At 73.6% G+C, this 13,973-nt stretch carries 13 protein-coding genes; 8 read left to right on the plus strand and 5 right to left on the minus strand.

Translation table 11 applies throughout. From position 1 onward, the window contains the following. Positions 1-31: 31 nt before the first annotated feature. On the plus strand, positions 32-889 hold the full coding sequence (locus RND61_RS08575) for a helix-turn-helix domain-containing protein (RefSeq protein WP_315877208.1): 858 nt from the start codon (positions 32-34) through the stop codon (positions 887-889). Continuing rightward, positions 870-1,163 (plus strand): DUF397 domain-containing protein, encoded by a 294-nt coding sequence (locus RND61_RS08580; RefSeq protein WP_315877209.1) that lies wholly within the window; start codon positions 870-872, stop codon positions 1,161-1,163. Before RND61_RS08575 ends, RND61_RS08580 begins: the two co-directional genes overlap by 20 nt. 1 nt (position 1,164) lies before the next feature. Here RND61_RS08580 and RND61_RS08585 read toward each other — a convergent pair whose 3' ends face one another. Further along, positions 1,165-1,920, minus strand: a complete 756-nt coding sequence (locus tag RND61_RS08585) for an SIS domain-containing protein (RefSeq protein ID WP_315877210.1) — start codon at positions 1,918-1,920, stop codon at positions 1,165-1,167. Between the two features lie 170 nt (positions 1,921-2,090). Here RND61_RS08585 and RND61_RS08590 point away from each other — a divergent pair, with 170 nt between their 5' ends. Next, positions 2,091-2,783 carry a metal-dependent transcriptional regulator gene (locus RND61_RS08590; protein WP_315877211.1) on the plus strand — a complete coding sequence of 231 codons (693 nt, stop codon included), beginning with the start codon at positions 2,091-2,093 and terminating at the stop codon, positions 2,781-2,783. A gap of 752 nt (positions 2,784-3,535) precedes the next feature. Further along, positions 3,536-4,399: an alpha/beta fold hydrolase gene (locus tag RND61_RS08595; RefSeq protein WP_315877212.1), complete on the plus strand. Its 864-nt coding sequence runs from the start codon at positions 3,536-3,538 to the stop codon at positions 4,397-4,399. Between the two features lie 111 nt (positions 4,400-4,510). Here the strand turns inward: RND61_RS08595 and RND61_RS08600 are convergent, their stop codons facing one another. The 3 genes from RND61_RS08600 to RND61_RS08610 all read right to left on the minus strand — a co-directional run bounded on the left by RND61_RS08600 (position 4,511) and on the right by RND61_RS08610 (position 7,850). Then, the gene (locus RND61_RS08600) at positions 4,511-6,169 is read right to left on the minus strand and encodes a transporter (protein WP_315877213.1); all 1,659 of its coding nucleotides are present in this window, start codon (positions 6,167-6,169) and stop codon (positions 4,511-4,513) included. After that, complete coding sequence (locus RND61_RS08605) at positions 6,166-6,990, minus strand: ABC transporter ATP-binding protein (RefSeq protein ID WP_391653091.1); 825 nt, start codon at positions 6,988-6,990, stop codon at positions 6,166-6,168. Before RND61_RS08605 ends, RND61_RS08600 begins: the two co-directional genes overlap by 4 nt. 176 nt (positions 6,991-7,166) lie before the next feature. Continuing rightward, positions 7,167-7,850: a bifunctional DNA primase/polymerase gene (locus RND61_RS08610; protein ID WP_315877214.1), complete on the minus strand. Its 684-nt coding sequence runs from the start codon at positions 7,848-7,850 to the stop codon at positions 7,167-7,169. Positions 7,851-8,204: 354 nt separating this feature from the next. On the opposite strand from RND61_RS08610, the gene RND61_RS08615 reads away from it, so the two are divergent. Together RND61_RS08615 and RND61_RS08620 are read left to right on the plus strand one after the other, a co-directional pair. Next, a complete protein-coding gene (locus RND61_RS08615) occupies positions 8,205-9,587 on the plus strand; it encodes a transcriptional regulator (RefSeq protein ID WP_315877215.1) in 1,383 nt (460 codons plus the stop codon). 81 nt (positions 9,588-9,668) lie between these two features. After that, on the plus strand, positions 9,669-11,006 hold the full coding sequence (locus RND61_RS08620; protein WP_315877216.1) for a hypothetical protein: 1,338 nt from the start codon (positions 9,669-9,671) through the stop codon (positions 11,004-11,006). A gap of 15 nt (positions 11,007-11,021) precedes the next feature. Here the strand turns inward: RND61_RS08620 and RND61_RS08625 are convergent, their stop codons facing one another. Further along, on the minus strand, positions 11,022-12,290 hold the full coding sequence (locus RND61_RS08625) for an ABC transporter substrate-binding protein (RefSeq protein WP_391653112.1): 1,269 nt from the start codon (positions 12,288-12,290) through the stop codon (positions 11,022-11,024). Positions 12,291-12,491: 201 nt separating this feature from the next. Between RND61_RS08625 and RND61_RS08630 the strand changes: the two genes are divergently transcribed. Next, positions 12,492-12,974 (plus strand): SCO4402 family protein, encoded by a 483-nt coding sequence (locus RND61_RS08630; protein ID WP_315877218.1) that lies wholly within the window; start codon positions 12,492-12,494, stop codon positions 12,972-12,974. A gap of 141 nt (positions 12,975-13,115) precedes the next feature. After that, positions 13,116-13,967 carry a formyltetrahydrofolate deformylase gene (gene purU / locus RND61_RS08635; RefSeq protein WP_315877219.1) on the plus strand — a complete coding sequence of 284 codons (852 nt, stop codon included), beginning with the start codon at positions 13,116-13,118 and terminating at the stop codon, positions 13,965-13,967. The last annotated feature ends 6 nt before the right edge of the window (positions 13,968-13,973 follow it).

The following is a 13,973-nucleotide window of genomic DNA, read 5'->3' on the forward strand; positions in this document are numbered from 1 at the left end:
CGACGACGTACGCGACGAAGGGCGGTCGACGGTGGCGCGAGGGCAGCGCAAGGACATCGACGGGTCGGAGAGCGTTCCGTGCTTCTACGGCAAGGAGCTGCGCTTCCAGCGGGAGGAGGCGGGCCTGACGCTGGAGCAGTTGGTGGAGGGCAGCTTCTACGGGACGACGTACCTGAGCGAGATCGAGCGCGGCCAGCGCCGCATGCCGCCCGATCTGGCCCGCCACGTGGACCGCGTCCTGAAGACGGACGGGTACTTCGAGCGCGGCTGCGACGACGTGCGGAAGGCGCGCAAGGGCGGCCACGCCGAGTACTTCGCGGACGTGGCGGAGATGGAGAAGTTCGCCCGCACGATCGAGGAATGGGCACCGCTGCTCGTACCGGGGTTGCTCCAGACCGCGGACTACGCGCGCGCGATCGTCCGGGCGGGCGTGCCGCGCGCGGACGACGCCTACGTGCAGAAGAACGTCACCGCCAGGCTGGGGCGCGCGACGATCTTCCGGAAGGAGGAGCCCCCGGCGTTCTGGGCGATCCTGGACGAGTCCGTGATCCGGCGTGCCGTGCTCCCGCCGGAGGAAATGGCCGAGCTGCTGGAGCACATCGCGGGCGTGACCCGGGCGACGCGGTCCCTGCTCCAGATCGTCCCGACCTCCGCCGTCACCCACCCCTTCATGATGGGGATGGCGAAGATCATGACCTTCGCGGACGCCCCGCCGGTCGCGTACACCGAGAGCCTCCACAGCGGTCAACTCATCGACGACCCGCGGCTCGTGCAGCACTACCGCGAGTCGTACGATCTGCTGAGGGCCGTCGCACTGCCGCCTGAGACGTCCCTGGCCATGGTCGAGGCTGCGGCAGAGGATTACCGAAATGGCACACAGCAACGTTGACCTGAGCACCGCGCACTGGCGCAAGTCCAGCTACAGCAACGCCACCGGCGGTGACTGTGTCGAAGTCGCGGAAGGCTTCCTCGGCGCCGCGCGGTGGCGCAAGTCCAGCCACAGCAACGGCACGGGCGGTGAGTGCGTCGAGGTCGCCGACGACCTGCCCGGTGTCGTTCCCGTGCGGGACTCCAAGGTCCCGGGCGGCCCCGCGCTCGTCCTCGCGGCCCGCGCCTGGGCGCCGTTCGTCGCGGCGCTCAAGGCGGGCCGCCTCACGGCGTGAGCTACCGGCGGTAGAAGATCCGGTCCGCGTACTCCTCCATCACGCGGCCGTTCCACTCGTGGCCCCCGTCGACGTTGCCGGAGCGCAGCAGCGGGGGCTCGATGCCGCGGCGGACCAGTTCCTCGGCCGCCGCGGCCATGACGGCCTGCATGAGGGCGCTGGTCACGACGGTGGAGGCGGGCGCGAAGGGCGCCTCGACGCCCTCGTGGGACAGCTCCGCGTCCCCGACGGCGATCTTGGAGTCGAGGACGATGTCGCAGTGGTCCTTCAGGAAGGTCCCCGAGGCGTTCCGGGGACGGGTCTCCTTCGCGTACGCCACGGACGTGACGCCGATGACCTTCAGGCCCAGCGCGCGGGCGTTCACGGCCATCTCGACGGGCAGGGTGTTCCGGCCGGAGAGCGAGATGACCACCAGGAGGTCGCCCGCGCGGGCGGGCGACGAGTCGAGGACCGCCGCGGCCAGGCCCTCCACGCGCTCCAGGGCCGAGCCGAGGGGCGCGGGCACCACGTCGACGCCGACCGCGCCCGGCACGGCGAGCAGGTTCATCAGCGCGAGGCCGCCCGCCCGGTACACGACGTCCTGCGCGGGCAGCGACGAGTGCCCGGCGCCGAACGCGAACAGGCGACCGCCCGAGGCGACGGTGTCGGCGACGGCGGCGCCCGCGGCGGCGATGTGCTCCGCCTCCTCCTCCCGGACCCGCTGGAGCAGGTCGATCGCGGCGTCGAAGAACTGATCGGCCAGCGTGCTGTCGCCCATCGGCACGGCCTTCCTCTCGTTGTGTCGCGGATCACGGTGCGGTCTGGACCATTCCCCTGTCAATACGGTGTCCGGCCACCGCTCCGCCCGGGGCGGCACGGCCGCCCACGGGATGCGCAACAATTGAGCCAGGGCCGCGCACACTGGAAGTCACGCATCGAGGGGCACGTATGTCCGGACTGATCGACACCACGGAGATGTATCTCCGCACCATCCTCGAGCTGGAAGAGGAAGGTGTGGTGCCCATGCGCGCCCGCATCGCGGAACGGCTCGATCAGAGCGGTCCCACGGTCAGCCAGACGGTCGCCCGGATGGAGCGCGACGGGCTGGTGACCGTCGCCGGCGACCGGCACCTGGAGCTGACGGAGGAGGGCCGCCGGCTGGCCACGCGCGTGATGCGCAAGCACCGGCTCGCGGAGTGCCTCCTCGTGGACGTGATCGGCCTGGAGTGGGAGCAGGTCCACGCCGAGGCGTGTCGCTGGGAGCACGTGATGAGCGAGGCCGTCGAGCGCCGTGTCCTGGAGCTGCTGCGCCACCCCACGGAGTCGCCGTACGGGAACCCGATCCCGGGCCTGGAAGAGCTGGGCGAGCAGGCGGAGGCCGACCCGTTCCTCGACGAGCACATGGTGTCCCTGTCCGAGCTGGACCCGGGCTCGGAGGGCAAGACCGTGGTGGTGCGCCGGATCGGCGAGCCCATCCAGACGGACGCCCAGCTCATGTACACGCTGCGGCGCGCCGGCGTGCAGCCCGGCTCCGTGGTGAGCGTGACCGAGTCGCCCGGCGGCGTGCTGGTCGGCAGCAGCGGCGAGGCCGCCGAGCTGGACGCCGACGTGGCGTCGCACGTCTTCGTCGCCAAGCGCTGAGGCGCCCGCCGCCGAGCGCGGAGGTACTGGAGTACTCAAGCGCTCAACCGCTGAAGCACCCCACCGCTGAAGCGCTCAAGCACTCACGCACTGAGGCCCCGAGGGGCTCATCCGCTCAATCGCTGAGGTCCTGAAGCGTCCAAGCACTCAAGCGCTGAGGCCCCGAAGGGCTCATGCGCTCCATCACTGGGGTTCCGAAGCGCTGAGGGTGCCCGTTCCGCGCCGCCCCCGCCCGCTTCACCGGCCTCATCCGCCCTACCCGCGTCACCCGCCGCCCGGACGGTGCCGTTCCCCGGCCCGTCCGGGCGGCGCCGTTCCGTCCGGGGTCCGGCGCGTACCGTATGGGGTACTTTCGCGCGGAACGACAGCGGGGTGTCCGCGTGCGTGCCAGTCTGGGGCCAGGCCGGGGACCCGCCGTGGGGAGGGAGTCGCGCGATGCGCCGTCCGCCGTCCGCACCGAAGCGCGCGTCCACACACGAAGAAGGTCCCGGTGCCTTACGGCACCGGGACCCGGCCTCCCCTGTACTGACCCGGAGCCCCGAGCTCTCAGGGTCAATCCCGTCGGACCCTTTTCCCCGAGTGGTCCGCCTCCCGTTGAAGATCTCCCCTCGGCGGCGCCCGCCAATCCTTGAGAGGGGTCACTCGAACGAGCGATGTTGCCGCCGGCGCCCCTGTCTTCGAATTCATGTTCGATACTCTGGGCGGGGGTTCGTCCGACGCGACAGACGCGACAGAAGGGGGTGCCAGGGCACATGGCGCGACGCATCGATCTGACCGGGGCCGACGGCGTACGTCTCGCCGCCTGGGAGTTCGCCGACCCGCCCAAGGGACCGGGCGGCGACGGCACCGAGTACGCGGGGGGCGTCCTGTTCCTGCACGGCCTGATGGGCCGAGCCGCCCACTGGGCGGACACGGCCCGCTGGCTGTCCGGGCGGTACCGGGCCGTCGCCCTGGACCAGCGCGGGCACGGCCACAGCGGCAAACCGGCCGCCGGGCCCTACACGCGCGAGGCGTACGTGGCGGACGCGGTCGCCGCGATCGAACAGCTCGGGCTCGCGCCGGCCACCCTCGTGGGGCACTCCATGGGCGCCCTGACGGCCTGGCAGCTCGCCGCCGAGCGGCCGGACCTGGTCAACGCGCTGGTCATCGGCGACATGCGGGCCTCCGCGCTGGGCGCGGCGTCGCAACGGGAGTGGGAGGAGTGGTTCCGCAGTTGGCCGGTTCCCTTCGCGACCCTGGCCGACGTGCGGAAGTGGTTCGGGGAGGACGACCCGCGGATCGAGCGGCCGAACCCCGCGCGGGGCGCGTTCTTCGCGGAGGTGATGCGCGATTCGCCCGACGGGTGGCGGCCCTCGTTCTCGCCGCACCAGATGCTCGCGGCCCGCTCGACCTGGGTGCACGACGCGCACTGGGACACGCTGGCCCGGGTCCGCTGCCCGACGCTGGTGGTGCGGGGGATCGACGGCGAGCTGGGCCGCGCGGAGGCGCAGGAGATGGTCCGCGTCCTGCCGCGGGGCCAGTACGCGGAGGTGCCCGACGCGGGCCACTACCTCCACTACGACCAGCCGGAAACATGGCGCGAAACCCTCTGGACCTTCCTCGCCGCGACCGTCTGACCCGGCCGCCCCGGCGCGGCCCGCGCCGGGGGGGGCGCCCCGGGCGCGGGGCCGCCGGCCCCGCAGCGACGGCCCCGCCGCCGACACGGGCGCCCCCTGGCCGCGGGGCCGTCAGGCCTTGCTCACGGCCGCCAGGATCTCCGGGAGCCGCCGGGACGTGCGGCCCGCCGCCAGGTGCAGACCGCCCCACGTCAGCAGCGCCCCCCACCCCGCGCCCAGCGGCAGCAGCGCCCACGGCTCGGCGGACGCCACGTGCGTCCACACCACCGCCGCGATCAGCGGGGCGCACAGCACCGCCGACAGCAGCATCCCGCCCATCATCGACGCCCAGGCCAGCCCGCCCTGCCCCGGCGCCGCGTTCTTGTACGCGCTGTCCTGCGGGATCGAGTACGGGAAGAACGCCGACGCCCAGGCGCCCACGCCCAGCATCGCCCCCAGCAGCCCGTACGAGAGGCCCAGCCCCTCCGCCAGCGCCCCCCAGTCACCGAGGACCGCGACGGTCACCACCGTCACCAGCGTCGCGTACGGCAGCGTCACCAGCAGCAGCGCCAGCGCCCGCGCCCGCAGCTCCACGTACGCGTCCCGCTTCGACGACACGGTCATCGCGACGATCCAGAACGCCGACGTGTCCTGACCGAACTGGTTGTACATCAGCGTCCCCAGCAGCCCCGCCGCGAAGCACGCCCAGTACACCGAGCCGTGCCCCTGGAGGGCGTTGAACACGGGGACGATCAGGCCCAGCGCGAGCGCCGTCACCCAACCGGACTTCGCCTTCGGGTCCCGCCACGCGTACCGCAGCGCCCGCTGCACCACCGCGCCCGTACGCCCCTCCGGCAGCAGCCGCGCCCAGCCGGCCCCGGAGCGGTCCCGGCCGGTGTCCGCGCCCACCGCCGCGACCGTCGAGCCGTCCGGCGCCGTCATCAGCCGCGTCAGACTCCGCTGCCACCAGTACAGCAGCGCCGCCAGCGCCGCCGCCGACAGCAACAGTTGCGCCACGGCCGTCCCGTACGCGCCGCGGCTCGCCGAGTCGACCGCGCCGACCGCCGAGGCGGGCGGCACCCACCGGACGACGTCCGCGACCGGCTCCAGCCGCGCCGCCCCACCCGCCTGGCCGAGCCGCTGCGCGCCGAAGTTGACGACCTGGATGCCGATCGCCACGACCAGGCCGCTCAACAGCGCCAGGTCCCGGCCCTTGCGGGACGTCAGCAGCCGGATGTTCGCCGCCGCGACCGCGCGGGCCAGCGCCAGGCACACCAGCAGCACCAGCGGCACCGCGAGTACCGCCACGGCCCCCGCGAACGCCCCGTGCGCCACGGAGATCCCCGCCCCCACCGCCAGGCACAGCGTGAACAGCGGGCCGATGCCCACCAGCGACGCCACCAGCAGCGCCCACACCAGCGGCCCCGCCCGCAACGGCAGCATCACCAGACGCGTCGGGTCCAGCGTCTCGTCACCGCTCGGGAAGAACAGCGGCACCACCGCCCAGCCGAGCGCCGTCACCGCGGTCAGCAGCACCGCCACCGTGGCCGCCTGCGCGTGCCCCCGCAGCAACACCATGCCGAGCAGTTGCCCGGCCGCGAACAGCAGGGCGAAGACGATCGACACGACGAAGACGGCGGTACGGCCCGAGGACTGCCGCAGCCCGTTCCGCAGCAGCGACAGCTTGATCCGCACGAAGACGGAGGTCAGCGTCCCGGTGTCCGCGCCCCCCGCCGCGCCCGCGCCGGCGCCCGTGCCGAAGGCGCCCGCCGCACCGGTCCCGTACGTCATCGGGCACCCCCCAGCCAGTCCAGGGACTCGCCCGCGTCGCGGCCCTGCGCGCCGACCAGCTCCAGGAACGCCCGCTGTAGGGTCGGCGCGTCGCCGCGGACCTCCGCCAGCGGGCCGTGCGCGCGGATCCGTCCGGCGGCCATCACCGCGACCCAGTCGCACAGGGACTCCACCAGCTCCATCACGTGGCTGGAGAACACGACCGTCGCCCCGGACGCCGTGTACCGCTCCAGCACGCCCCGGATCGTCTGCGCCGACACGGGGTCCACGCCCTCGAACGGCTCGTCCAGGAAGAGCACTTCGGGGTTGTGCAGCAGCGCCGCCGCGAGGCCGATCTTCTTCCGCATGCCGGTCGAGTAGTCGATGACCAGCTTGTGCTGCGAGCCCGCCAGGTCCAGCACGTCGAGCAGTTGCGCCGCCCGCTTGTCGACCTCGGCGCCCGGCAGGCCCCGCAACCGCCCCGTGTACGCGAGGAGTTCGCGGCCCGACAGCCGCTCGAACAGCCGCAGCCCCTCCGGCAGCACCCCGATGCGGGCCTTCACCGCGGCCGGGTCCCGCCACACGTCGTGTCCGGCGACCTCGACGCGCCCCTGGTCGGGGCGGAGCAGCCCGGTCACCATCGACAGCGTCGTCGTCTTGCCCGCGCCGTTCGGGCCGACCAGGCCGATGAACCGGCCCGCGGGCAGGACCAGGTCCACCCCGGCGACCGCGATCTGCTCGCCGAAGCGCTTCCCCAGCCCCTCCACGCGTACGGCGGGCGGCACCGCCTCCGGTGTCCCGCCCGCCACGTCAACTCTCCGGCCCTGCTCCGGCGTGGTCACTGCCGCCTCCCGCTGCCCCGTCGATCACCTGTACGAGCACAGCCTACGAACCCGCAGGTAGGGACGGGACCGCCGATTCCGGCAGACTCCGCGAGCCGCCACTGCCGGAAGCAGGAAGGACGGGGGCGGCGGAGGGACGGAGGGGGCGGGGGTGGCGGAGGACGGAGGAGGGCTCGTCAGCGGCTCCTCGCCGCCGCCGCGTCCCGGCCGCACGCGTACGCCAGCGGACTGATCAGCTCCTCCACGTCCGGCAGCCACCGGTTGGCGTGGGTCGGGCGGCGCACCCACTGCACCGGGCCCTGCCCGCCGCCGACCCGCGTCGGCGGCGCCACCACGTACCCGCCCTCGCCCTTCGCGACCAGGTCGATGCCCGACGGCGACCAGCCCAGCCTGCGGACCAGGTCCGCGACCTTCACGGCGGCCCCGGGCAGGACGAAGAACACCATCCGCCGGCCCGGCCCGCAGGCGACCGGGCCGAGTGCCAGGTCCAGCCGTTCCATCCGCGCCAGCGCCAGGAACCCCGCCGTCTCCGGAACGTCCAGCGCGTCGAACGTACGGCCCGTCGGCAGCAGGATCGACGCCCTGGGGTGGCTGCCCCACAGGCGGCGGGCCGCCACGGGACTGCCGGTGGCCTGGGCCGCCCAGTCCTCGCGGAACGGGTGCGCCCCCGGCGACGCGCAGGCCGCGTTCCCGCACGAGCAGCGCTCCCGGCCGTCGACCGTCTCCAACCACGTGCCGGGGAACACGTCCCAGTGCCGCTCCTCCGCGTACCGCACGGCGCTGTCCGGCAGCGGTCCCCCGTGCTGCCGGGGGACGTGTGCGGCCTCCGTGACTCCCATGGTCTCTTCCACGGACAGCACAACTGTCCACCGCACGGGTGGTTACGGGGCGCAGAAGTGAACGCCGTGGAGCACCGGTTCGGCACGCGGGGCGCATGGGTGCACGTCCGGGGGCGCGCACGGGCGGCGGAAGTCGCGGGCGGGTAGGCAGGGTCCGGGGGAGTGGCGGCAACGGCGTCACCGATGTCACTGGTGCCATGGGCGTCCGTGAGGTCGACGACGCCGATGAGGCCATTGCGATATTCCTCGGGCATACACCGCGAACGCGGTGATTGCCGATGATTTGGTGTGTCATCGCCAAGTACTGCATTCTCCGGACATCAGCTGGGCAGTGATCGGGGCGACTGATCACCACCGGCACCACAGGGGGTAGTCATGGCAGCGAGGCCGCTCGTCGCCCGTCAGCCGAACGAACGGCTGCAGGCTCTCATCCAGGAGGCAGGTTGCTCCAACGCCGGGCTCGCCCGCCGCGTCAACATGGTCGGCTCGGAACGCGGGCTCGACCTGCGGTACGACAAGACGTCGGTGGCGCGCTGGCTGCGCGGGCAGCAGCCGCGGGGCCGGGCCCCGGGCATCATCGCCGAGGCGCTGGGGCGCAAGCTGGGCCGTACGGTCACGATCGACGAGATCGGGATGGCGAACGGCAAGAACCTGGCGAGCGGGGTGGGGCTGCAGTTCTCACCGACCGTGACGGGCGCCGTCGAGCAGGTCTGCGAGCTGTGGCGCAGCGACGTGGGCCGGCGGGACTTCCTCTCCGGCTCGACCGTCGCCGCCTCCGCGCTCGTCGAGCCCAGCCGGGACTGGCTGATCACCGGCCCTGACGCGCAGGTCGCCCGGAGCGCGGGCGCCCGGGTCGGCCTGGCGGACGTGCGCGCCGTACGGGCGATGACGGAGGCGCTGGTCGATCTGGACCACCGGTTCGGGGGCGGGCACGTGCGCCCCGTGGTGGTCCACTACCTGAACAGCGTCGTGTCGGGGATGCTCTCCGGCTCGTACCGGGACTCGGTGGGGCGGCAGCTCTTCGCGGCGGTCGCGCGGCTGACGGAACTGGCCGGGTACATGGCGATCGACACCGGCCAGCCGGGGCTCGCACAGCGGTACTACATTCAGGCGCTGCGGCTCGCGCAGGCCGCGGGCGACCGGGCGTACGGCGGGTACGTGCTGGCCGCGTCGATGAGCCACCTGGCGGCGCAGCTCGGGAACCCGCGCGAGATCGCCCAGTTGGCGCGCGCCGCGCAGGAGGGCTCCCGCGGGCACGTCACCCCGCGCGCGGAGGCGATGTTCCTGGCGGCCGAGGCGCGGGGCCACGCCCTGCTCGGGGACGCGCGCACCTGCCAGGACGTGGCGGGCCGGGCCGTCGCCGCGCTGGACCGGGCCGACCCGGACTCGGGCGACGACCCGCCGTGGATCGCCCACTTCGACCACGCGTACCTCGCCGACGAACTGGCCCACTGCCACCGGGACCTGGGCCAGGCGCAGGCGGCGGCGCGGGCGGCGACCGAGGCACTGGACGGCCACCCGGCGACGCGGGCGCGGCGGAGGGCGATCGGCCTCGTCCTGCTGGCGGCGGCGCAGGTGCAGCAGCGGGAGGTCGAGGAGGCGTGCCGCACCGGGGCGCGGGCGGCCGAACTCCTGGGCACGCTGCGGTCGTCGCGCGGCGCGGAGTACCTCGACGACCTCCAGCTCCGGTTGGAGCCGTTCCGGGACGAGCCCGCGGTACGGGAGTTCACGGCGCTGCTGGAGCCCCAGGCGGCGTAACGGCCGCACCCGTGTGCGGGGTCGGCGACACACCCGGTAGCGTGGGCCGACGGTTCCGTAGGTTCACACGTAGGAGTCCCGGTGACGCAGAGCGGACACGGCCAGGAGGGCCAGTCCTGGGGCCAGGCCCCTGGCCAACCCTGGGGGCCGCCGCCCCCGCAGGCCGTGCCGGCCGAGGATCCCGCCACGCAGTACCTGCGGCCGGTTCCGCCGGCGTCGGCGCCGCTGCCCCCGGAGCGGGGGCAGGCGCCCGCGGAGAGCCCGGCGGAGTCGACCCAGTTCCTGGGCACCGGCTTCGGCGCGAGGCCGCCGCAGTACCAGCAGCAGCCCCCGTACCAGCCCCACCAGCCGCCGCAGTACCCGCAGGCGCACCCGCCCCAGCAGTCCCACGGGCAGCCCCCGCACGGGCAGTCCCAGCAGCCCCATGGGCAGCAGCCGCCCCAGCCCCAGCACGGGCAACACCAGCCCCCGCACGGGCAGCACCGGCCGCCGCAGCCGGACCCGGACTCGGAGGCCACGCAGTACATCGCGCCCGTACCGGGGCACAGCGGCCCCCCGGCGGAGTTCGACAACCTGTTCCGCGACGACACGGCGGGCGCCACGCAGCAGATGCCGCGCGTCGACTCCTCCGCCCCGCCCCGGGGCCACGGCCACCGCCCGCCCCCGCCGTACGGCCACCAGCCGCCGCGCCAGCCCCACCAGCCCCACCAGCCGTACGGCCAGCCGCCCCCGCCGTACGCGGAGCCGCGCGGCTACGACGACTACGACGAGCCCGAGCGGCGCCGCTCCTCCAAACTGCCGCTCGTCGCCGCCGTGGTCGTCGGGTGCGCCGTCGTGGGCCTCGGCGCGGGCGCCCTGATGAGCGGCGGCGACGAGGCGCCCGACGAGGGGGGCAAGGAGGGCGTGGTCGCCGCCTCGTCCCCGACCGCGGGCCCGGCGTCGTCGTCCGCGCCGGCCCCGGACCCGGTGAAGGCGCAGGCGGAGGAGCTCGACAAGCTGCTCGCGGACAGCAACGACAGCCGCGCCGCGGTGATCCGCTCCGTCGAGAACATCAAGAAGTGCCAGGAGCTGGACAAGGCCGCCGCCGACCTGCGGGAGGCCGCCGGCCAGCGGCGGGAGCTGGTGAACCGGCTGCGCGGCATCCGGATCGACAAGCTGCCGGACCACACGGAACTGTCCGCGTCGCTCACCAAGGCGTGGCAGGCGTCCGCCACCGCCGACGACCACTACGCGGCCTGGGCCGAGCAGGTCAAGAACCCCAAGAACTGCAAGGACGGCCGGGCGCGCAACACCGGCAGCACCGCGCGGGCGTCCGTGGCCAGCGGCGAGGCGACCGGTGCGAAGCGCGAGGCCGCACGCCTCTGGAACGGCATCGCCGAGACGTACGGCCTGACCGAGCGGCAGCCCACCCAGTTGTAGGGCGGGCCGCGGGGCTCAGGAGGAGCGGGCGTCGAGGAGCGTCCGGCCGACGTCGACGAAGCCGGCGCGCTGGGCGACGAGGCGCCCCTTCCGCACCACCTGGAAGGTCACCTCGTGGTTGACCAGCCGCGGGAAGCCGGGCGTGCCGAGCATGTCCTCGTACCGCCAGCGCAGCGGCGGCGTGAGGCCCCCGGTGTCCACCCGCAGGCCGCGGTCGAGGGTGTACGCGATCTTGCCGGGGGTCACCTCCTCGTCGCCGATCGCCTCCACGACCCGCTTGAGGACCGTGTACGCGATCCAGGTGGTCTGCACGCCGGCGTCGGCCGGGTCGATCCGGTTGTCCCCGAAGGCGTGTTCCCGGATCACCCGCCGCATCGGCTCCCAGCGCGGGTCGCCCGGGTCGGGGTACCAGCCGGTGATGTACGCGCCCTCGAACGGCCCGGCCGCGCCGCCCGTCCGGTCGACGAGCAACTGGTCGACGCTGCCCAGGACGGACGAGACCCGGACGTCGCGGCCGTCCGGGGCGAGCCGGCGGAACGAGTCGAAGAAGTGCGCGGTCCGCTCGCCGAGCGCGGCGGTGACGCAGCCGCGCTCCTCGCCGGCCCGCTTCCGGGAGCGGGCGGCGACGGCCGCGTACTCCCCGGCGTCCTCGGCGGCCGGGATGTCGTACGCCTCGCGCTGCTTGCCGTGGGCGAGGCCCGAGTTGAGCAGCGCGTGCAGGTAGTCGCCGGCGATCGTGTCGGGGCGGACCAGGGAGACCCGCTCGCAGGAGGCGGCGAGCTGCATGCCGTTCCCCGCGAGCAGGGCGACCTGCCCGCCGTTGACGGGATAGGAGAGGTAGCTGGTGAACTCCTCGTCGGACAGGCCGTAGCCGCCGATGTACGGGATGTTCGCCGCCTCCAGGGTGGCCATGAAGGCGCGGCCGTGCTGGCTGTACGAGCCGACGACGGCGGCCACGCCCTCCTTGACGGCCTGGCGGGCGCAGGCCGCTGCGCCCGCCGCGGTGTTGCCCTCGTTGCACGTGATCACGCGCAGTTCGTGCCCGGCCAGGCCGCCCTGGCCGTTGGCCCAGCGCGCGTACGCCTCGGCCATCGCGGGCATGCCGGGCATGTTGGTCGCCTTGGTGTCGTGGGGTGCCCAGGTCATCACTGTGATGGGCTCCCTGGAGCCCCCCGTGGCTCCAGGGAGAGCACCGCAGCCGGTGAGGAGGGACGCCGCGACGAGAGCCGCCGCGGCCCTGGACGTGAGGGAGGTGGCAAAGCGTCGCCTGCCGTTACCGGTCATGGACACGCACACTTCCCGCTCCTGGGTAACGCGGGAGTGAGGGTGGTTCAACGGTCGGTGACGGGGAGGTGAATTGCGGGGGCCGCCGGGCGCGTACGGTGGAGCGCGTACGATCCGTACGTTCCGCTCCCGGCGGGGCGCACGACCCCCGGCTCGTCCGGGCCCGGTCCGCCAGGACCGGACCCCACAAGGTGAACGCAGATGAACTCTTCCCGTCACAGCCGTCGCTCCTCCACCATGGGCGGCATGCCCCTCAACGACATGCCGTGGTGGCGCTGGCGCGCCAACGTGCGCTCGGCGCTGCACATGCTCTCCGACCCGAGGTTCCACGAGGAGTGCTGGCTGGCCGGCGTCGACGGGTACGGGGACGTCACGGACGCCGTCTACCGGCTGGTCGAGGACACGTGGCTGGACAACTGGTCCGCCGAGAAGTACGTCGGGGCGATGTTCCGCGACTCGGGCGAGGCCCAGCTCGTCGACCTGGCCGTGCTGAAGGTCCTGCGGATCATGCACCAGGTCGGCCCGGACGCGCCCGTCTCCGCGTACCTGGGCCACCCCGGCTGGCCCGAGGCCGTGCACGCCGCCCGCGACGCCCACGTACGGCTCTCCGCGAACGACGGCGAGGACCCGGACGTGCCGCCGCGACCCCTGCACGCCCTGCGGACGCTGACGGGCGCCGCGTAGCCGCGGGGCCCCGGCCCCGATCGGCCGGGCCCGCCGGGTGGCCCGGCCGGGTCGGCCCGACCGGATCGGCCCGGTCCGCCGGTCGGTCCGGTTGGCGGACCGGACGGGGTGCGCGCCCGTCCCGTATGGCATGCTGCCAGGATGACCGACCAGTATGTCCTCACCCTCTCCTGCCCCGACAAGCAGGGCATCGTGCACGCCGTGTCGAGCTACCTCTTCATCACGGGATGCAACATCGAGGACAGCCAGCAGTTCGGAGACCGCGGGTCGGGCCTCTTCTTCATGCGGGTCCACTTCTCCGCCGAGGCGCCCGTGACCGTCGAGAAGCTCCGGGCGAGCTTCGCCGCGGTCGGCGACTCCTTCGGGATGGACTGGCGGATCCACCGCGCCGACGAGCGGATGCGGGTCGTGCTGATGGTGTCGAAGTTCGGCCACTGCCTGAACGACCTGCTGTTCCGCACGCGGATCGGCGCGCTGCCCGTGGACATCGTGGCCGTGGTGTCCAACCACACGGACTTCGCGGAGCTCGTGGCCTCGTACGACATCCCCTTCCACCACATCCCGGTCACGAAGGACACCAAGGCGGAGGCCGAGGCCCGGCTGCTGGAGCTGGTGCGCGGCGAGAACGTCGAACTGGTGGTGCTGGCCCGGTACATGCAGGTCCTGTCGGACGACCTGTGCAAGGCGCTCAGCGGGCGGATCATCAACATCCACCACTCGTTCCTGCCGAGCTTCAAGGGCGCGAAGCCGTACCACCAGGCGCACGCGCGCGGCGTGAAGCTGATCGGCGCGACGGCCCACTACGTGACGGCGGACCTCGACGAGGGGCCGATCATCGAGCAGGAGGTCGAGCGCGTCGGGCACGAGGTCACGCCCGAGCAACTGGTGGCCCTGGGACGCGACGTCGAGTGCCAGGCGCTGGCCCGCGCGGTCAAGTGGCACGCGGAGCACCGCATCCTGCTGAACGGCAGCCGCACGGTCGTCTTCGACTGAGGACGG

Origin of the sequence: Streptomyces tamarix, from assembly GCF_032423885.1 — a bacterium.
Classification (GTDB): Bacteria; Actinomycetota; Actinomycetes; order Streptomycetales; family Streptomycetaceae; genus Streptomyces; species Streptomyces tamarix.